This is a genomic window from Calothrix sp. CCY 0018 (assembly GCF_963920925.1).
GTDB lineage: Bacteria > Cyanobacteriota > Cyanobacteriia > Cyanobacteriales > Nostocaceae > Rivularia.
The window spans coordinates 25380-46794 of sequence record NZ_CAWUDI010000060.1 but is presented as its reverse complement, the minus strand read 5'-3'; the positions used below and the strand labels follow the sequence as shown (position 1 = coordinate 46794).

Here is a 21415-nt window from a genome sequence, read left to right as displayed (position 1 = left end):
GTTCGTTCGTAGTAGCGCTTCAGCGCATCCGGATTTCAGATGCGCTGAAGCGCTACTACAAACCTATCATATCAATCCGTCACCCGCTTTTTAAATTCTTCTGCCATTCCGGAGTCGGGAACTTTATTTGCTAATCTATTTACAAATTCGGTTGCAGAAATCTGAGGATTGGATTCTAATATCTCTTCAATAATAAAGTTTGCTATGGGGCCAATTAAATAAATTAGGTCGCGTTCGCATTTTTTGATAAAATTACTATCGATGCTTTGCTTTTGCTCTAAAACTGTTGGCGATTTAGCTAGCTGAGGTTGTACGGCAATATCTGAAGATTCTAAGATAGCTTGTGTTTGATTTTTAAAATGTGCTTTTTGCTGTAGGGGTATATACTCTGTAATTTTTTCGATTAATTCTTCGTTATCTGCCGATTTCTCAATACATTGTTGCAATATTGTCGCTGCAATTATTCCTACTGAATGTTTGAGTAATGTTTCTAATTTAGTGTAAGTTTCGGCTGTTAAAACTAGATTCTGTATATTCTGTGGAGTTGATAATATTGTTGCAATCTTAGTAATGGGTTTTTCATAAATTTTAACTTGCTTAATTTCTTCAAATACCCGATCGATACCACCTGGTAAAATATCAATTATCGCTTGGGTACCGGAAAACCAAGTTTTTAAATTAATATCTTTATCCCGTAACAGTTTTTGTAATTGGGTAATCCATTTGGCAACTGGCAATCCAATTTGAGGATTAACCGCAGCAAGACTTTCTATCAAGGTGTGGCAAAAGTCTTCCGATTTATCAAAGGATGTTTGGGTGACTATTAAACATTGTCCGTATTCGGCAGAGCATTGTAAATCTTCGATCCAATTCTGTGCGGTAGAAACATCTGAATCCGGGCTGACTAAATTTAATATTACTATTTGCTGTGTTTTTTGAGCCTGACGCAATATTTTTCTAAAATAACTGCGGCTTAAATATATTCCACCACCTAAAATTAATCTGCCTTCTCCATCTTCTGTTTCTTTTACGCAACCCCGTAAATATAGTAAACAGGTGGATATATTATTAATTCCCCCTCGATCTTTTTGTGCTTTTAATTCTTCGGTAGTTTCGATAAATTGTTGAATTTCTCCGCGAATATTCGACCAATTTTTATTTTGTTGATGAAAACATTCGACTTCAAAACCACCAGCACCAGCCAGCAATCGACTTAATTTATTGCTCGAATCTCTATTTAATAGCCCATCAACGACTAAAGCACGTCTGAATTGACTTTGAGGCTTTTCTTGCTTGGGCTTATATCCAACAATTAATTCTCCTACCCCTTCAACAATTCTTTTTGGAGTTTGTAAAGGATATTCTGGATAAAGTCTGCTGTCTCCACGAGCTAAGTTTTGCTGATTAATTAAACGTACTTGATGATTTAATTTATCAATATACTGTACCGTTTGACGATAAACATATTTATATAAGCCGTCAGCATCAATAAATCCAGTATTATCGGCAGCTTCTCCCGATAATCCCTGCATTAAATAATAGGTGAATACCCCATGCCCTAATTCAGGAAATTCCCACGATTTTTGTCCGCGATCGCAACTTAGTAAAGCACAAAATCCCTTGCTTTGGGAAGCTCGCTGTCTCAACACGCTCATCAATTGCGGGGTGGAATTGCTCACGGGTGTTTCTGCATCTCTAGCACTACCACCGGCATTTAATAATGCCATATCACCACTATGACAGGTATCCAAACATAATAACTGTTGTTTTGCAGGACTTTTACTCAAAATTTCTACCAATTCCTGCATCGGTAAACCAGTATTTAGCAAATTATTTTGATTGGTATCGGAAAAACATAATACGGCTTCTTGGGTAGTAGGATCTAACATCCCATGTCCGGAGAAGTATAGCATTATCGAGTCGTTAGGTCGAGAATGCAGGACAATCTTTTTTAAACTCTCGCGAATATTCTTTAATTGGGGTGTTTTTGCAGCAAAATCGTGATGCACCACAATTTCTTTGTTGGGAAAACCTTCCGTAGCCTTAATTAAAGACTCTTCCAAACCCTGACAATCCAAAGCTGGATAACGTAAAGAAGGTAAACCCATATCTTGATAATCGTTGACACCCACCAATAACAGCCAAAGTTTAGCTTCACCAGATTTTAATGTATAACTTGAATCGCTAGAACCTATACCGAGAGCCATAATAGTAAAACCCTTTAAATAATTCTTATATAGTTAGATTGATTCGATTTGAATCGCTTAACATATCGAGTAGTTAATTGCAATTTTTTTATCTAAGTCTTAATATAAATTTAGTATTTTCTTGGACGGATCGACAATTAACTGCTTTATTCATATTTATAGAGCTGAAGACAGAAGTAGTCCATACAGAAAAGTGGTGGATATCGTTACTTGAGATCGACTTAACTTTTCTACAACTTTGCTGGGAAGATTTTATATTGATTATTGATTATTGCCGATAGGCGACATTTGACTTCGAGAAAAATAGTTACAACCTCATACAAAACTATCTAAAAGCAATTAAAACAAGTTTTACGCATTTGCTATTTACAACTCCTGGGATAGATTCTCCTATTTATTATATAGGGGCAGGTTAAAGGGAATTATGCATGAAAAATTTACATATTCAGAAGTATTGACAAAAATGATTACTTAGTCACAAATTAATAATATTTAATTACTGATAAAATTTGAAAATCTTTTATAAGCAAGGAATTTACAATAGTAGATGCAGCAGAAAACTGTATCTACTATATAAACACCTTTCGTAAGTGGTAAAATTTATGCGTTCTCGTCAAGGTATCACCGAATTATTTGCAACTTTTCTGCAATTTGACGCAGATAGAGCCGTCGGTTGGGCTACCGATGCCAGATTGCGGCGAAATATTACCAATCGTCAGCAGAAATTATCAAAGCCAGAAGATTCTGAAGATTTCTGGGTATCTTACTGGTACAAAGAATGGCAATCTCAAACCCAAAATCTAGCAAGCGCACATTTAACGGCTTACTTACAAGAAGTTTGCTATTGGGCAGCCAACAAAACAGCGACTAATTTTTCCTCTGCTCAATATACTTTACCGGATTGCTTCCAAGCGATCGCCACCAAAACTGATAAAGTATTACAAGGCTTCAAACCCAATATGGGTTTTAATATCAAAAATTACGCCAGCGCCATATTCAGCAGCGAATTAAAAGAATTACTGCGTCAGCAAAAAGAAGTTGATATTTCCACAGATTGGCGATTGTTGCGAAAAGTAACTCAAAAACGCTTGATAGAATCTTTAGAAAATTCTGGATTAAATCCCCAAATCGTCGAAAGATACGTACTCGTGTGGAAATCCTATCAAGCTTTGTATGCTCCCCGTAAAGAAAAGGGAACTCGCAAACTTGCAAAGCCCGATGATGCTGTATTGCAAAGCATTGCTCAACTTTATAATCAACAGCGTCAATCTCAACTTTCTCAAAGTGGCCCCGAATGTAAAGGTAAAACCGCCGAAAAGTGTTTGGTTGCTTGTGCTAAAGCAGTACGAGCTTATCTTTATCCCAACATGACTTCCTTGAATGCGACTACCGGAGATAATTCCGGAGAATTTCAAGATATTTTACCCCAACTCAGGCAAGATTCTTTACTTTCGGAAATTGAAGTTGAAGAAGAAATTCAAGAAAGAAAAACGCAGCAATCGAAAATCGGCGACGTGTTAATTGCGGCAATATCTGAGCTAGATGAGCAAGGACAAAATATCATCAAATACTATTACCAGGGGGACTTGAAGCAATCTGAGATAGCTAAGAAAATAGGAGTAAAGCAATACACTATTTCTCGTAAGCTAAGTAAATATAAAGAAACATTACTGCTAAAACTGGCAACTTGGACAAAAGAATCAATGCATATCTCTTTAGACTCGTCGGTACTAGATTATATGAGTACAGTTTTAGAGGAGTGGCTGCAAAACTACTATAAACCTGAAACTCAAGAGTTGAATTGAATGAATTGAACAAAAAATTAAATTTATACTAATTGTATTATTTCCAAGAGGAAGCCAGAATTATGATTGACTTAGAAACGCTGACTTTAAACAATCCTACAAACCTGTGGTTAGAAATTCCCCAAGAGCAACAAACCAAAATTTGGGAGCAAAGCCAAGCCTTTTCTACAGACAATCGTCGCTGGATGGCTTATCTCAACCGTTTGAGCTTAAAAGCATTTTTACCTTGGCTAAAAGAAGAATACGCCGCAGACGCAAAAGTATTTCCTTCCAAGGCAACTTTACCAAGCATTTGGGAAGCCACCAACGGAACGGGAATTTCTTTTAACGGTAAAAAATTGGTCTTAATTCCCAGTGAAGCATTAGATATATCGGAATTAAGAGTTCCCCAAGAATGGGTAGACATTCCCAATTGGAGCGCCGATTATTATGCAGCAGTACAGGTAAATGTAGAATCCGGTTATATCAGAATTTGGGGTTATACATCTCAAGTAAATTTAAAAGATAAAGGAAATTATGACGCTAACGACAAAACTTACTGTTTGGATAAAGAAGATTTGATTTCCAACTTAAGTATTTTATGGATATCGCGTCAACTTTGTCCCGAAGAAATCACCAAAAATGAAACTGTTCCGATGGCGGAATTATCCACAACCCAAGCAGAAAATTTAATAACTCGTTTAGGAAACCCACAATTAATTAACCCCCGTCAAGAAATACCTTTTAGTTTGTGGGGAGTGCTGTTAGAAAATGGAGGTTGGAGACAGGGATTATACGAACAGCGTCAAGGAATGCAAAGACAATGGTCAATTCGTCAATGGATGCAAAGCGGAGTTTCAGAATTAGCACAAACATTTGGTTGGGCAAGTGTAGTACAGCCAAGTTTAGAAGGCGCTAGAGGAACAGCGGCACCAGCACAACAACCAACTTTAATTAAACAAATTACCATTTCCGGTTTGGAATATAATTTATTAGTGCAACCAAAAGGTAATATTCTTGGGAGAACCTGGCGCTTTGAATTACGACGTACCACTGTGGGAGAAATGATTCCCGTTGGCGTAAAACTAATGTTGTTAACAGAAGACTTACAGCCATTCGACGGCAACCAAGCCAAAGCCAAAAAACCCGTAGAAAGACTTTATGTAGAAGTTGCTTTAGGTGAAGAAGAAGAAGGCTTGGTATGGAAAACAGAACCCATATCCGATGATTATGAATATGAAGTTTTGTATTTGTGATAATTAAATTTGATTAAACGTAGGTTGGGTTAGACGCACGAAAAAGAATAAATTTTAACTAATAATTAAATTGCGTCGTAACCCAACGGGAGTATCATCGAAGCCTGAAATGGATTTTTAATTTATTAATATAGATTTTTATTCCTGGTGCGGAATAGTTAATTTTTTACGCTTTCACAACAATGGGCGTTAAGCGAAGCTCTACCGAAGGTAATCGCGATAGTGCGGCTACAAAGCATTGGCTCGTAGTAGCGCTTCAGCGCATCCGACTAAGATGGGCTGAAGCGCTACTACAAACTAATAAATTAATTTTCAGCTTGTAACTGAGCTTGTAATTGCTGAACTTTTTCTACCGATAAACCTGTATTTTTTGCAACTATTTCTACAGCGAAACCTTCACGCAAGAAATTAACTGCGATTTGTTCTGCTGCTTGTTGAGTCCCTTCTTGTATACCTTTCTGGATACCTTTCCGTTCCCAACTCGTAGTAATTTCCATATATTCCTCCCTTTGATCTAATCCCATTGTAGTTATTGCTGCTTGAAAGGTTTGTTCTTCTGCTTCGTTTAAATTCAAATAAGTATCAACAAAGCCAGAAATTAGTTGCATTCGTGCCGGATCTAATCTTAAAGTAGTTAATAGTCGTAAGCATTCCGCTTTCACCTGCGGACGTTCTTCCGGTGATATATTCATCTTGGACATTAATGCAGCAGCAACAGGATTTTGCTGAGTGAGATAATCTCTCCAGCTAATTCTATTTAATTGAATTGATGCAAATTCAAACTTGAGTACTTCTAAATTAGGAAAGGTGACGCTATGTGTTTTAGGCTCTGCTCTTAATGGCTCGTCAAAAGAGAAGATGACGACAGGGAAAATTGGTAAATCGTATTTTTCATAGAGTCTGGCAAAATATTTGAACATTCTTTTCGCAAAATCTTGTTGTGTATAAGATTGAGCTTCGACATGAATTAAAAAGAAAGTGTCTTGTTGTTTGTATTTGACTTTTACCAACAAATCTATAACTTTCTTTTCTCCAGCAGTCACATCGCTGAGGACTTCTTCTGGTAAAAATTGAATTGAGTTTTTATCGATATCGGCAGCAATTTCTGGAAGGAATAGTTCGATAAATTCGAGAAAAAAGGTTGAAATTAATTCTTTAAACAAACGGTCGTGGTCGATAGTCATAGATGCTTTTTAAGTACTTGAAACTATCGTATCATTGGATGAAAAGCTTATTTAATTAGTTTATTTATAAGAATTATTTTATACTATTAAAAATAAAAATATTATCATATGTAGGTTGGGTTAGACGCACGAACAATAATAGATTTCAACAAATAATTAACTATCAGCGTCGTAACCCAACATCGCCTATTTGATGACTGTGAAAAAATTACAATAAACTATTTATCTTTTCCCATCTCCGGGTTTAATTCCCACTCCGGAACAGTTGAAATCATGGATTGAAAACGGCGATATACCTTTGATTCCGGCTTCGGAATAGTTAAAAACAAATATTATGTAGGTTGGGTTAGACGCACGAACAATAATAGATTCTCAACGGCCGCCATTAAATTGCGTCGTAACCCAACATCGCCTTGTTGATGGCTGTGAAAAAATTGCCACAAACTATTTATCCTTTCCCATCTTCGGGTTTAATTCCCACTCCGGAACAGTTGAAATCATGGATGTAAAATTGCGATATATCTAGACGCAACCGCAACTAAAAAGCAGAGATTCCCAACCCTAAGATCCCCCAACCCCCTTAAAAAGGGGGGCTTTGCGTAAGTCCTCATACCTTTGATTCCAGATTCGGAACAGTTAAAAATAATGTTTATATCGCTGCTAATTCATAAAAATCAAGAGCTTCGTCTAATTAACAATGATAAAAACCAACAGGATATGTAGTTTTGAGAGCATAACTTGGGAAAGATAATCGTCTCTACATCAGCGATTTTTTTATTCGCACAATTCAGCCCACGCAGGTGGGCTTCGCAACTATAGCCCCAGCCTTCAAGGCTGAGGGCGATTGCGGACAATTCACCAATTCAACTACCTCAAAAACCCCGCCAATTCTTCCAATTTCCGCCAAGGCTCCCCATATTTCATGGCATCTTTAGCCAACACCACAGCATCAGCGAAAGTCTGCAAATAATCCCCCTTATCTGCAACAGCTTCATCCTTCGGATTCGACACTTTGCTTATGCCGGGGAACCCGTCCACCGCAAGTGTCTCACCAACAAACAATGCTAAAGCAGCATTTAAAGCCACAACATCTTGCTGCTGCTGTGTACCTTTACCTTGTAAAACAGATTTTAGGATAGTTGCATTTTCTTCAACTTCTCCACCTCTAATGCTGCTAATTGGTGCTGAGCTAAAACCCATTTCTTGGGGATCTAATTCTAATATCTGTATTTCTCCGTTGGATAATACAGCCAAATCTGTTTTATCTCCCAAACCTGCTTCGTCTAATTTTTCCCTTCCGTGGAGAACAATTCCGCGACGAGTTCCCATCTGATAGAGAACTTTGGCAAAGGTTTCGATCAAAATCGGATTATTAACGCCAATAACTTGTCCCGTGGGTTTGAGAGGATTGAGTAGAGGGCCGAGTAAATTAAATACAGTGCGGACTTTGAGAGCTTTTCGTAACGGTGCGATCGCCTTTAATGCTGGATGCCAATCTGGGGCAAATAAAAAGGTCATTCCCACGGTTTCTAAAGCAGATGTAGCTTTTTCGGTATCGGCTTTAAGATTAATACCCAACTTTTCTAAAACATCAGCAGAACCAGTTTTACCCGAAGACGAACGATTACCATGTTTGGCAACCTTAACCCCACAAGCCGCCGTGACAAAAGCAACTGCTGTAGAAATATTAAATGTTGAAGCTCCATCTCCACCAGTACCGCAAGTATCAATAAAAGGTAAATCCCCGATGATAATTTCACGAGCAGGTTTAACAGATTGAGAATGTAAAACCTCTACCATTCCCAACAACTCCTCAACAGAAACCCCCTTAGCTTGAATTGCCGCCAGAATAGCACCAGAATACAAAGGATGAATACTTTCCGTCAGCCAACCCTGCATTAAATCCGCAGCTTGAGAAACTTCCAGAGATTTACCATCAAGTAATTGCTGCAATATCGCAGACCAATTTTTTGTTAAAGTTTTAGTTTGCATCACTGTATTTTAGATTTTAGATTTTGGATTGGTAATTGGTAGTTGGTAGTTGGTAATTGAGAATTGGGCATGGGGAATTGGAAAAAGAAATTTTAAACTATTACCTATTACCCATTACCAATTACCAATTACCTGTCAAAACGAAAAAGTCGTTCGCAGAGTTCCGGTATAAATAGTACCGTTAGCATCTTGATTGGCGGCGTTTTCAATTATTTGCAGTGTGGGTGTGATTTGCACGTTTCGGCTAATTGGATAGTTGTAAAATGCTTCGTAATTCGTCTGGGTTGAATTGCCGATTTCGTTAGCTATAAAAGGCTGTCCAACTGCAACGCCAGCTAAAGCACCTCTGGTAAATAAGTCTCTAAATGCAACTCCAGCCATCCAATAATTAGGACTAATATCGCCAAATCTGGTATTGTCATAATTACTGTAACCATAGCGTCCAAATATACCCAGTTTCTTAGCAACAGTAAATTCTAAATTGGCTCCGATTGCGTCAAAACGGTTATCAAAAACTTCACCACCGCTGTACTGCAAACGTAAAGCTAAATCTCTGGAAGGGGAAAATTCTACTTCTACTACACCTTGATAATTATCTCCAAATAAACCGCGACTTCCTCCACTGGGAGCATTAGGAATATTGGGATTAGGAGCGTCGTACAAAACATTAATGAAAGGTGCATTTCCGATAATTATTCCTCCATCGCCGGGATTTGCTGCATCTGTTGCGGTATAGGCAGCTCTAACAGCAAAAGGTCCCCGCTTAGAAGGTTTCCAGTCAATTACTGCACCAGCGCTGGGAAATTCAATGGGGAACATTACATAGTTATTGACAAAAGCTTGAGTACTAAAGTCGCGGAAGCTGAGTTTGGCATAACTATTAAAGTCTAAAAAATCGGCAGCACGCATATTCGGCCCGATGGTAACTGCTAAATTTTCACTAGGCTTAAAAGTGTAATAAAGTCTCGATAACTCAATATCTCTATCCGTGGGGGGATTGATAGAATAGTCCAAAGCACTTCCAAAAGATGGTTCTAAGAAACCTGCTGCATTATCTCTACCACCGTCGGGTTGACCATTTGGCCCTAATATACCGCTTCCGGTTTCCAAGCGAACTTTTAGTAAATCAGTTTTATTAAAGCTGGTATCTAAATCGATTCCAGCCCTAAAAATCATTGTAGTATTGGGGTCATCGTTAGCAACTGTTCTCCCGGCAGCATCAATAATACTGTCTCCACTAAAACCACCACCGTTAATCGCAAATATTGCTTGCCCCCTTAACTTAGTAGTTGTAGAAAACTGCGAAGCTTCCAATTCCGCGCTACGTGCTTCTAAAGCATCTACTCTACCGCGTAAAGTTGCTAATTCAGCAGCAAAACTTTCTTGTAACTTCTGCAAAACTTCCAAATCTTCCCTACTGACAACATTAGTAGTCGCAGTTGCAATCAATTCATTAACTCGATCCAAACAAGCATTTAGTCCAGCAGCGAATTCATAACGAGTCATAGCCCGATTGCCGCGAAAAGTTCCGTTGGGATATCCAGCAATACAACCATACCTTTCAACCAAAGACTGCAAAGCTTGAAACGCCCAATCAGTAGGTTGAACATCGCTTAATTGATTGACATTCGTTACCTGACTCATTCCAGAATTTTCTTCTACTTCTGCTTTAACAGGAGATGTAGTTAAGAGAAAACAGAAGCAAGAAGAAAGAAGAAAGAAGAATTTGAAATTTTTAAGCATTTTGAATTTTGGATTATATGGTTGATGAAGGTAACGGGGAACAGGGAACAGAAGAAAGTATTCCACAGGCTTAGATCCCCCCAACCCCCCTTAAAAAAGGGGGGCTTTGCGTAAGTTCTACGGGTTTGTAAAAGAAACCTGGTTTCTTTAAGCTTACTATTAACTATTCCCTGATAACTGTTAACTGTTCACTGCTCACTGCAACAACTTCACAACAGTTTGCACATCTTTATCTCCCCTACCGGAACAGTTAATTACAATTCGGGGACTACCGCTCAATTGGGGACAAAGTGTTTTTAAATAGGCGATCGCATGAGATGTTTCTAAAGCGGGAATAATTCCTTCTAATTGCGACAACAATTGAAATGCTGTTAAAGCTTGTTTGTCGGTGACGCTGTAATATTCAGCACGCTTGATTTCTTTAAAATAACTGTGTTCTGGCCCAACTCCTGGATAATCTAAACCGGCGCTAACAGAGTAAGGCTCGATAATCTGTCCATCTCCATCCTGTAAAACATAACTCATCGCTCCATGCAAAACACCTATTTTCCCAAGTGTCAAAGTTGCAGCGTGTTTATCGGTATCAATCCCTTCACCAGCTGCTTCAACACCAATTAACCGTACAGATTTTTCGCTGACAAATTCATGAAACAATCCCATTGCATTAGAACCACCACCAACACAAGCCAGTAAAATATCGGGTAATCCACCCCATTTTTCCACAGCTTGAGCGCGAGTTTCTTGACCGATAATTGCTTGAAAGTCGCGCACTATCATCGGATAAGGATGTGGCCCGGCAACGGAACCTAAAATGTAATGTGTAGTTTCAACATTAGTTACCCAATCTCGAATAGCTTCAGAAGTAGCATCTTTTAGAGTACCAGTTCCCGCTTCCACCGGACGAACTTCCGCACCCATCAACCGCATTCGGAATACGTTTAAGGATTGTCGTTCCATATCGTGAACGCCCATATAAACCACGCATTCTAAACCGAATCGAGCGCATACAGTAGCAGTTGCAACACCGTGTTGTCCGGCTCCAGTTTCCGCGATAATCCTTTGTTTACCCATGCGTTTGGCGAGTAAAACTTGACCTAAAGCATTATTAATTTTATGAGCGCCAGTATGATTTAAGTCTTCTCTTTTTAAGTAAATCTGCGCTCCCGTACCATCGGGACGAGCGTAATGTTGAGTAAGTCTTTCAGCAAAATATAAGGGAGTAGAGCGTCCGACATAATCCCGCAATAATCCTTGCAGTTCCTTTTGAAAATCCGCGTCATTGCGATACTTTTGATAAGCCGTTTCTAATTCACTTAGAGCAGGCATCAAAGTTTCAGGAACATACTTTCCGCCGAATTTTCCGAATCTACCGTTATGTTCTGGAGTTGTTTTTTGAGTTGTTAACATGATTTTGATAATGGGTAATTGGTAATTGGGAGAGGGGGGAGAGGGGGTAGAAAAAAATAGTTATTATCTAAGGAGCGAGACGCTCCCACTACATTCTTCACTCATAACTCCTAACTGCTCACTGTTAACTGTTCGCTGATAACTGACTTTAGTTCGGCGCAAAATTCTGTAATGGCTCTTAATCCTTTGTATGGTGTGGATTCTCCTAAGCGTTTGACGAATGCGCTACCGACTATTACTGCATCTGCTCCCCATTCTTTTACTTGACGAGCTTGCTCTGGGCTGGATATACCAAAACCAACGGCGATGGGTTTATCTGTAAATTTTCTGATGTTTTGCAGTACATCTTTTACCCGTGTCTGCAATTGGGAACGAACCCCGGTAACTCCGGTGACGCTGACAAGATATATAAATCCGCGAGACTTTTCGGCGATCGCCTTGATTCTGTCGTCGGGGGTATTGGGAGTGACGAGTAAAATAACTTCAATTCCGGCAGTTTCGGCGGTATTAATTAAAGTATCTGCTTCTTCTAAAGGTAAATCGGGTACAACTAAACCTTTAATTCCGGCTTCGGCTATTCTTTTGAGAAATTGCTCAATTCCTAAGTTAATAATAGGGTTGTAATAAGTAAATAGAATAATCGGAGCTTCAATTTTACGAGTTACCGACTGCGCGATTCGTAAAACATCATCTAAACGAGTTCCCCTTTCCAAAGCGCGGGTAGCTGCTGCTTGAATCACCGGGCCATCCGCTAACGGATCGGAATAAGGAACTCCTAATTCAATAAAATCGGCTCCGTTTGCTTCTAGTATTCCTAATGCTTCAGTAGTGGTTTCTAAATCCGGGTCGCCAGCTGTGATAAATGGAATTAAAGCACATTGGTTTTGGGCGCGGAGATGTTTAAATTTTTCGGATATTGATTCCATTTTAATTTTAGATTTTGGATTTATGATTCGTATCATTTTTGTAGGGGGAAGGAATCTGAGTTTATGCAGGATTTGAATGGTTTCGGAAAATATTAGTGGAGTTAGGAGTAATATCGAATCGGTTTGGGTTATTTTGTTAACGCAGAGGAGCGCAAAGGTTGACGCAAAGGAGCGCAGAGTCTTATTTTAATTTCTCCTTGTCTCCCCGCTCTACCCCTCTCAATTTGCCAAAACTACTCCTTTAGCGGAACAGGTAAATTCACTTACTACATTAGTTACAATTGCTAATCCCGCTCCTCCAACTAATGTCATGATGGATTCGGGATGAAACTGTACTGCGGCTATTGGTAAGGTTTTGTGTTCTATTCCCATTACTATTCCGTCTTGGGATATGGCTGTAATTTTTAGTTCTTCTGGTAAATTCTCTTGTAAAGCATACAGGGAATGATATCTACCGACTTCAAAGCTTTCTGGTAAGTCTTTGAAAGCAACGGAATTTTTATCTACTACATTTACCAAAGATGTTTTACCGTGTTGGGGATAATCTAAAACTCCCAATTTTCCACCGTGGGCTTCTACTATTCCCTGCAAGCCCAAACATACGCCAAATATAGGGATTTCACGTTTTTTGCAAGCGGCGATCGCGCTCTCTAAATTAAAATCACTAGGTTTTCCTGGCCCCGGTGACAATACAACTAAATCTGGCTGTTGTTCGTCAAATACGGATTCGGGAAAACCATGTCGTAATGTTGTGACTGTGGCTCCTGTTTGACGAATATAGTTAGCGAGGGTATGCACGAATGAGTCTTCGTAATCTATTAGTAAAACTTTCTTCCCTGCTGCTGGCTTGGCTTCTTTGATGCCAACTGGAACTATTGGTAAAGCAACTTGATGAGATGCTCTATTTAATGCTTGGAATAAAGCACCACCTTTAGTTAAAGTTTCCTGTGCTTCTGCTTCGGGGTCGGAATCATACAAAACTGTGGCACCAACTCTTACTTCTGCGATTGAATTTTGGAGTCGGATGGTTCTTAAAATTAAACCTGTATTTAAACCACCTCTAAAATTAAAACCTCCTACTGCTCCACCATACCAACGTCTGGCGCTGCGTTCGTTTTGCTCTAAAAACTGCATTGCCGAACGTTTTGGCGCTCCGGTAACGGTAACTGCCCATAAATGAGTCAAAAATGCATCTAAAGCATCGGCTTCGGGTTTTAGTACACCTTCTACATGGTCAACTGTATGGATCAGATGGCTGTACATTTCAATTTGACGACGACCAATAACTCTAACAGAACCGGGTTCGCAAATCCGCGATTTATCGTTGCGATCGACATCGGTACACATGGTAAGCTCGGATTCATCTTTGCGCGAATTAAGCAGCTTTTGAATTTGTACCGCATCATCAATCGCAGTTTCTCCCCTTCTAATTGTGCCGCTGATGGGACAAGTTTCTACACGTCTACCTTCAACTCGAACAAACATCTCTGGAGAAGCACCAATTAAATATTCCCCACCCATATTAAAGATAAATCCATAAGGGCTGGGATTAATTTTGATCAGCGTGCGGAATAGTTCTGTAGGAGATTTTTCGCAGGTTTCGGAAAAACATTGAGAAGGAACAACTTCAAATAAATCCCCGCGTCGGAAATAATCGAGAGCTTTAATAACCTGCTGTTGATATTCTCCCGGTGCATGATCGGAACCTTGAGTCACGTTGAGACGCTTACCGCGATAATCAATTTTTTCGCCTTTGCGAGGTAAATCTCTAGTGCTACCGTTTTTGGTGACAAAATCGTACTGCATCCGAAAAGCTTGTTGTAAATGGTAATCAACAACTAACAACTCATCGGGTAAATATAAAACTAAATCCCTTTGGTCATCTTCCCTTTCCAACAGCTTGGGCATTTGTTCAAACTGGAACACCAAATCGTAACCCAAAGCACCGTAAAGCCCTAAATTTTCATCCAATGGGCTAAAAAATGCAGAGATGATTTCTCGAATCACGCTAAATACAGATGGCTGTCTGCTTCTTTCTTCTTCGGAAAAAAGGCGATCGCTCGGTTTAATAGAACCCGAAATAGAATTATCTTCTCGATTTATCTCTTCTATATAAGGTTTATCTAAAAATAATTCTTCTAAATAACCCAGTAAAATCAAACCTCGTTCGTTATGAGCGGTAATTTTAAAAGTTCTGTCTCTCGTAGATATTTCCAAAGGAGGATTGACAAAACCGATAGCCCATCTTTTATATCTTCCGGGATATTCATAACTACTAGCGAGTAAACCACCCCGTTGAGAATCCAAACGCATCAAAACTTCATCAATAGCGGAATCGATAGAAGTGTTCGTAACCGAACGGGATATAAATATACCACCGCTTGTGGTGTAGGAATTGGTGTCAAATTGCATATTAATTATTCCAATTACGTTCAATACTTCTTATAGGGGTTGGTTAATAGTGTTTATGCAACGCCGGGAGAATGGTTTACAGTTCTTAATAAAAAATGTTGCAACTTGTAGGGTGTGTGACGGTCACGATAAATTGTAAACATGACTAAAAAAAGTGATATTACCGTCACGCACCATTGGTTAATTGGTGCCTTACCAATCGCGTTAATAGTACCCTACAAATTTAAAAAAAGTAATGTTGAATTTACAAGAAAATCAATCAAATCAACAAGTTACAGCCGTTATATCCCACTATATCCGTCCCGGTCGCGAATCGGGATATGAAGATTGGTTGCAAGGAATTTCTGAAGCAGCAAGACAATTTGAAGGTCATTGTGGGTTAACTATTCTCAGACCGCAACCTGGTAGAACCGAATATGTAATTATTCTACGCTTTAATAACTATAAAAATCTCTGCGAGTGGATGAAGTCATCCGAACGAAAACAGTGGATAGAACGCGCACAACCTTTAATTGAAAAGCCTGAAAATGTACAATATTTAACGGGATTAGAAGCCCTAGTGTCTCTTCCTAACACTGCTTCTGCTCCACCAGCAAAGCATAAAACTGCCTTTGTCACCTGGATTGGGGTTTTTATCTGTGCATCTATCCTTGGTTATTTTTTAGGCCCTTATTTAGCACCTTTACATTTTCTATTACGTCAAGCAATTATGACTGGGTTAGTAGTTATCTTGTTGGCTTATGTAGTGATGCCTAGATTGACTAAATTATTTTATAAATGGCTGTACTCATCGTAGAGAAATGGCATAGGTATTGAATTATTAGTTTGGTAATGTAGCTTTTCACGCAGCATCTATCACAGGTGTGGTTCATCCCAAAACCTTGCGGTTGCTTTATTCTGAAAAGCTCATTTTCTTTTAGACGACTGGTTGTAACGATGGCTTTTTTTGCATATTTTGTACTAAAGCCCGTGTCAAATTAATTAATAATTCCCCTTTGTTTAATGCTTGTTTTTGCTAGTTCAGAGAGACCAGGCCAAGGAATAAAATTCAGTTTTAGAACACGCTTTGTGGGGTGATTATCCCAAGCACTATAAATATTTTGCCACTGACTACGGAAGCTTGGCTTAAATTGTCCCAAAGAATTTATCAGAGAATAATAAACTCGATCTATAATTTCTTGTTCGGGTGAAATATCTTGCCGAATTTCTAGATCGAATGCGAGATACTGTCTATCTTCTTCATAAACTAATTTAGCGCGATATAATCCGGTGAGAATTTGATCGAGTTCTTCACATTTGACTGCTGCATCCAGTATATATTCTGTGAAATTGGAACCACCAACAATTAGACATTTGTCTGCTCTACCTGTAACAGCCAACAAGTCGGGAAGCTGCTCGCTAGCTTTAGATAAAATTTCTATCAGTGCTTCATTTGAGGAATTTAGATGCTTCGAGTTGAGAACAGCTTGCCTCAATTCTTTCCATTTGTATAATGATACTCGGTCATAGACAATATAGCGGACTATCGGAATTCCTTGCCAACGAGTTACACAAAGGTGTCCATCGACAGTTTCTAAGAAAGTATCACTAGACAGAAAATGGAAGAAATTAGGGATTGGAGATTCTATACCCAATTCACTAGCTAAAGCACTGTTTTGATACAGCAATTTTCGTAAAGCTATCGTTGGTTGCGATTCAACTCCAAGGGTACCTGTATCTGCACTGCCGTAAAGAGAATACATAAATGGGGTATTATCTGCGACACCTGCACGCTTCTGAAGGGAAGCTCGCAAGCTTTCTGCAAAAGGTTCGGCTACAACTACGTACTTTATTTTATCCAAGGGAAGAGGTTGTTTTAACTCAGTTGCTTTAAGTTGAAGATAGGCGATCGCCGACGGAGCTACAAACAAGATAATTTGCTCTACTAAGGATTGTGTACTGTTGATTGTTTCAATAATTTCATCGAGATTGTTGCCTGGAGAGAATACGAAGAAGGGATAAGTTGTATCAACTGCCATGCTTTTTAAACTCCAAGACATCGTATCTCCACCGAGCCAACTACCCAAGCTAAGTCCTACAATAGCTAGTGTTTTCTTTTGGTGAATCGCGAAGGCATTTTCTAGAAAATTCTTTAAGGCAGCAGGTGAGGATCGATTAGCTGATTTCATCTGGGGCCAGTAAAATTTGTGCCCTGAAGAGCCCGAGGAGCGAATTATGCTAAAACATTCCTCATAATCATCTGCAAGTAATTCATTCCATAAGTAGACCTTAGCATAAGTTTCCTTATCTGACTTAGGTAAATTTTCAAATGGATCTCCGACATTAAATCCGTGTTTTTGCAAAAATTTTTTATAAGCAGGTACAGAGGTTTGGGCACGTTGTGCTACCTCAGATGCAAGTTTTTTTGAACCCAAAAAGTTTCTTACAAATGCATTATTCATGAAAAAAATCGTTCAAATGTTTTTCTAATTATCAATATATCACTCACCACCAGGCAATCGATATAAGACTAAAGACTGATAATCCATGTCGTACTCAACTAATAACGTTATCTTACAAAATGCATGAAAGTAGTATTTGGTAATGAAAACAAAAAAACCTGGTTTTTCCAAAAAACAGGTTTTTAAAACTATTAAATTTATAGTTCGTAGTAAGGACTTTAGTACTTAGAGCGCTGTTAGCGGAGCGTGCCGTCTGCGGCATAGCACTTATTACGAACCTGATATTTTATTCGCTATTCGGATTCTCAAACACCAACTTTAATTCCACTTTCAGCAATAAGTTTTGAATTTATCAAAGCAGAATCACCACGCCCAAAGTATTCCGCTAAAGGCTTCAATTCTCGCATCAAGTCAACGAAATTTCCAGGAGTCAAAGATTGCGGCCCATCGGAAAGAGCTTTTGCAGGATTGGGATGAACTTCAATCATCAAAGAATCGGTACCGGAAGCGATCGCCGCTTTAGCCATTGTGGGAACAAACTTTGAGTAACCAGTAGCATGGCTGGGATCGATCATAATCGGTAAATGAGTCAGAGTCCGCAATACTGGAACAATCGATAAATCTAGAACATTGCGAGTGTATTTCTTATCAAAACTGCGAATTCCCCGCTCGCACAAAATCACGTTAGGATTGCCAGTAGATAAGATATATTCAGCAGCCATCAACCATTCTTCAATAGTTGCAGACATTCCGCGTTTTAGTAAAATTGGTTTACCAGCAGCACCAGCTTTCTTCAACAGCGAGAAGTTTTGCATATTCCTAGCGCCAATTTGCACTACATCCGCAATCTCTGCAACTTTATCTAAATCTGCGGTATCCATTACCTCGGTGATAATTCCCAAACCAGTAACTTCTCTAGCCTTAGCTAATAAATGTAAAGCGCTTTCACCGTGTCCCTGGAAAGCATAAGGCGAACTACGAGGCTTGTAAGCACCACCTCTAAGAAACTGAGCGCCAGTACCTTTGACTACTTTTGCAGTCTCAACAATCATCTCTTCATTTTCTACCGAGCAAGGGCCAGCCACAACAACCAGAGGATGATTTTGACCGAAGGCGATCGCACCATTAGGAGTTTGGACAATAACTTCAGAATGTTCGCCATTACGGTATTCTAAAGAAGCTCGTTTGAAAGGTTGTTCAACTCGGAAAACTTGCTCGATGAAAGGACTAATTTGTTGAATATATCCAAGATTAATATCAGAAGTATCTGTTACTAAACCAATTACAACCTTCTCTTTACCAACAATTTTCTCAACAGTTCCGTCATAAATGCTCAATTCATCAATAATACGCTCAATTTCAACTTCAGGGGTTCCGGATTGGGTAACAATAATCATTTTTTTTCCTTGTTTTCATCTGATACTTTTATATAGGGGGAGGGTTTAATAGTTTATGCAATTTATGAGAAGGTAGGGAACAGATTGTAGGGTGTGTTATGTCGATTATTTTAATTAGACATCTCCAGAAAACATTTAGATAGTTTAATTTTATACGCAGACCTAGCCCCCCTGCCCCCTTCCCTACAAGGGAAGTAGGGTTTTAAAGCCTCTCTCCCTGTGGGGGAGAGGTTTGGAGAGGGGTTTCTTTTCTATAATTAAAACCCAGCTTTTTCACAAAAAAACCGGGTTTATTATTTATCTCCAATAACTTGGAAGTACTATATTATTTACAATACTTTGACGAATGATTCTAAGCAGCCTGTAAAACAGAAGCATCCTCTATCTTACTAACAAAACTTGTAGCAACGCGATTCATTCTCTTATCGGAAACAATATCGTAAACAGCTTCCAAAGCAGATTCAATCGAACCTTGTAACCAAGCAGGATATCTAGAACAATGTTCGCCAGCAAATAACAATTGATGTTGTCTTCTAGCTGCTTCCAAATAATTAGAAGTATTAGCAGCAACGTCATCCCAATGTACCGCGCAACCGCCAGCACTCCATTCGTAATTACCCCAAGCAATAGAAGTTGCTTCTACAACCATATTTTCCGATTGCAATTCCGGATGAACTTTACCAACAACATCTTTAACGTAATCGTGACGCTTTTCTTCTGACATCATTCCCATACGCTCAGCATCATCACCAATCGTATAGCTAGCTAACATCACGCTACCAGTTTCAGGAGTAAATTTAACAGAAGGATAATATGTTTGACGCACACCTTCACCGCTAAAAGAAGCACCACCGCGAATACCTTGTTTTTGCCAAAATGCTTCTTTGGTGTGGAAAGCAACCTTTGTCGCGGGACAATAATAAGTATCGCGAATCGAATTTAACTTTCTTTGATCAAATCCTTCTAACTCCATCTTTCGCAATACAGAAAAAGGAATTGTACACAATACATAATCGCAACTGCGGGTGTATTTTTCGCCATTTTCTACATAATCAATTTCTGTAAATTCGGGATTAACTCTAATAGCAACTACTTTCTGATTACACTTAATAGGAGATTTAATTGATTCTACCAAACAATCGATAATTTGCTCCATTCCACCTTGAAGCTGCAATAAATCCTTACTAGTTTCAACTAAAATATCTTCAAAAAACATATCTAAAGCTTTGCTGCAACGAGCCCGGAAACCGGGATTTTCTTTAATGAAATATTGCAAATCGATTGACTCATTATCTTCGCAAAAATAAGGTTCTAAATCCAATCTTTCCAACTCATCCATCAAGTGAGATTCGAGGTCATTTTGTAAACCTTCGCGCAAATCGCCAGGGGAAATAGTATCAACAATAGTTTTTAACCAAGCTGCAAATAAACGAGTTTGTTCGCTGTAACGAGTATCTGTAAAAATTCCTTGGTAGCGCTGTTGAAGTATACGAGGAGCATCCTTCATTTTGAAGATTTTACCTTCTAAATTAATAAAAGCATTTTGTTCTTCAAATACCGTCATAAATTTACACAGTTTGTCACTCAATCCCAATTCTTTAACATAATGTAATGTATGCTGGTGGCTGCTAGGAATCCGCATTGCTCCTAATTCTGCTAATGGAGCATTATTATCCTTACCAAAGCGATGCGTCCAAACTCTTCCACCTACACGGGGACTACCTTCGAGAATCTCAACTTCATGTCCCAAACGTTCTAATTCATAAGCCGCAACCAAACCTGCAATTCCTGCACCTAAAATGGTAATTTTTTTACCAGGTTGCAAGTTGGTCATTTCACACATATCGAGTAAAGTTGAAGTAAGCATTTTTTTAATCCTTGTTCGGTCTGATTTTCGTTCGCAGTGTTTTCACCGCTTCTGATATTTCATACCGGACAAGTTTTTTCATTTATGCAGGGATTGGGAATTGGGAACAAAAAAAGTCAATAACCGCCTTGGAATAAATGGGAACCGCAAGCGAGCAAGCAAACTCGCTCTTTTGACAAGTGGGTAAACACAAAACAGCTTTAGAGACGCGGCGCAGTGCTACGTCTCCTCGATATTTCAAAAATAGATATGAAGTAGTAGTTTGAAAATTTTAGGGGGCAGACAAAAGCCTGCCCATCCTTAAAAATTGTGAAGTGCATAAACCACAAGGGTTTAGCTTCTTGGGCACACTGATTATTCTAGTATCAGTGTTATCCTAGTCTTGCAACTAGCTCCTCAAGCGTTAATTCCGGCACTCCCTGCCGTACAAGAATTATTATAGAAAAAACGACTGGGATAATACCCAAACGAAAAATTTCTTTACAAAGGTAGCTTTATAATGGGTAAACTAGATCCTTACAACCTACAAATGCAGATTACTTCGATGTTCGAGCAAGGGCAATCGTTCTTTGCAACAACAAAAGTGCAAGATTGGTTGAAAGAGCATAATCAAAATCCTGCCGATTACGATATTCTTTTCCACAAAATTTATCCTAAAAAACCCGTAGCTGCCGGTTCCGAAGAGGAGATGCTTATAGAGATTGAGCTAAGGCGCAAAGATGGACAGCTAGTAGATTCTTGGTTGCAAGAGCAAATAAATCTGCAAAGATAAGGCGATTTTAGATTTTGGATTAAATAC

General features: G+C 39.0%; 15 protein-coding genes. 5 read left to right on the top strand and 10 right to left on the bottom strand.

Annotated elements, in window-relative coordinates:
• Positions 1–71: 71 nt before the first annotated feature.
• Entirely contained in the window at positions 72–2207 is a 2136-nt protein-coding gene (locus tag ACM03V_RS30320; protein ID WP_414624528.1) for a caspase family protein, read from the bottom strand.
• 602 nt (positions 2208–2809) lie between these two features.
• Here ACM03V_RS30320 and ACM03V_RS30315 point away from each other — a divergent pair.
• From ACM03V_RS30315 to ACM03V_RS30305, 3 genes are all read left to right on the top strand, one after another.
• Positions 2810–4012: a sigma-70 family RNA polymerase sigma factor gene (locus ACM03V_RS30315; protein ID WP_414624527.1), complete on the top strand. Its 1203-nt coding sequence runs from the start codon at positions 2810–2812 to the stop codon at positions 4010–4012.
• 62 nt (positions 4013–4074) lie between these two features.
• Entirely contained in the window at positions 4075–5247 is a 1173-nt protein-coding gene (locus ACM03V_RS30310) for a DUF1822 family protein (protein WP_414624526.1), read from the top strand.
• A gap of 182 nt (positions 5248–5429) precedes the next feature.
• Entirely contained in the window at positions 5430–5570 is a 141-nt protein-coding gene (locus ACM03V_RS30305; RefSeq protein ID WP_414624525.1) for a hypothetical protein, read from the top strand.
• Here ACM03V_RS30305 and ACM03V_RS30300 read toward each other — a convergent pair.
• From ACM03V_RS30300 to ACM03V_RS30275, 6 genes are all read right to left on the bottom strand, one after another.
• A complete protein-coding gene (locus ACM03V_RS30300) occupies positions 5553–6431 on the bottom strand; it encodes an Rpn family recombination-promoting nuclease/putative transposase (RefSeq protein WP_414624524.1) in 879 nt (292 codons plus the stop codon). The genes ACM03V_RS30305 and ACM03V_RS30300 overlap by 18 nt on opposite strands.
• A gap of 867 nt (positions 6432–7298) precedes the next feature.
• Complete coding sequence (gene trpD, locus ACM03V_RS30295) at positions 7299–8423, bottom strand: anthranilate phosphoribosyltransferase (RefSeq protein ID WP_414624523.1); 1125 nt, start codon at positions 8421–8423, stop codon at positions 7299–7301.
• A 135-nt stretch (positions 8424–8558) separates the two neighbouring features.
• A complete protein-coding gene (locus tag ACM03V_RS30290) occupies positions 8559–10166 on the bottom strand; it encodes an iron uptake porin (protein ID WP_414624522.1) in 1608 nt (535 codons plus the stop codon).
• Positions 10167–10361: 195 nt separating this feature from the next.
• Entirely contained in the window at positions 10362–11573 is a 1212-nt protein-coding gene (trpB, locus tag ACM03V_RS30285) for a tryptophan synthase subunit beta (protein ID WP_414624521.1), read from the bottom strand.
• Positions 11574–11683: 110 nt separating this feature from the next.
• Positions 11684–12499: a tryptophan synthase subunit alpha gene (gene trpA / locus ACM03V_RS30280; protein ID WP_414624520.1), complete on the bottom strand. Its 816-nt coding sequence runs from the start codon at positions 12497–12499 to the stop codon at positions 11684–11686.
• Positions 12500–12718: 219 nt separating this feature from the next.
• Positions 12719–14911: an anthranilate synthase gene (locus ACM03V_RS30275; RefSeq protein WP_414624519.1), complete on the bottom strand. Its 2193-nt coding sequence runs from the start codon at positions 14909–14911 to the stop codon at positions 12719–12721.
• Between the two features lie 235 nt (positions 14912–15146).
• On the opposite strand from ACM03V_RS30275, the gene ACM03V_RS30270 reads away from it, so the two are divergent.
• On the top strand, positions 15147–15707 hold the full coding sequence (locus ACM03V_RS30270) for an antibiotic biosynthesis monooxygenase (RefSeq protein ID WP_414624518.1): 561 nt from the start codon (positions 15147–15149) through the stop codon (positions 15705–15707).
• 181 nt (positions 15708–15888) lie between these two features.
• On the opposite strand, the gene ACM03V_RS30265 is transcribed toward ACM03V_RS30270, so the two are convergent.
• The 3 genes from ACM03V_RS30265 to ACM03V_RS30255 form a co-directional block, all read right to left on the bottom strand.
• Positions 15889–17352 carry a hypothetical protein gene (locus tag ACM03V_RS30265; protein ID WP_414624517.1) on the bottom strand — a complete coding sequence of 488 codons (1464 nt, stop codon included), beginning with the start codon at positions 17350–17352 and terminating at the stop codon, positions 15889–15891.
• Positions 17353–17657: 305 nt separating this feature from the next.
• Positions 17658–18749 (bottom strand): 3-deoxy-7-phosphoheptulonate synthase, encoded by a 1092-nt coding sequence (gene aroF, locus ACM03V_RS30260; RefSeq protein WP_414624516.1) that lies wholly within the window; start codon positions 18747–18749, stop codon positions 17658–17660.
• A 352-nt stretch (positions 18750–19101) separates the two neighbouring features.
• A complete protein-coding gene (locus tag ACM03V_RS30255) occupies positions 19102–20616 on the bottom strand; it encodes a flavin monoamine oxidase family protein (RefSeq protein WP_414624515.1) in 1515 nt (504 codons plus the stop codon).
• Between the two features lie 499 nt (positions 20617–21115).
• On the opposite strand from ACM03V_RS30255, the gene ACM03V_RS30250 reads away from it, so the two are divergent.
• Positions 21116–21388 carry a hypothetical protein gene (locus tag ACM03V_RS30250; RefSeq protein WP_414624514.1) on the top strand — a complete coding sequence of 91 codons (273 nt, stop codon included), beginning with the start codon at positions 21116–21118 and terminating at the stop codon, positions 21386–21388.
• Positions 21389–21415 lie beyond the last annotated feature (27 nt).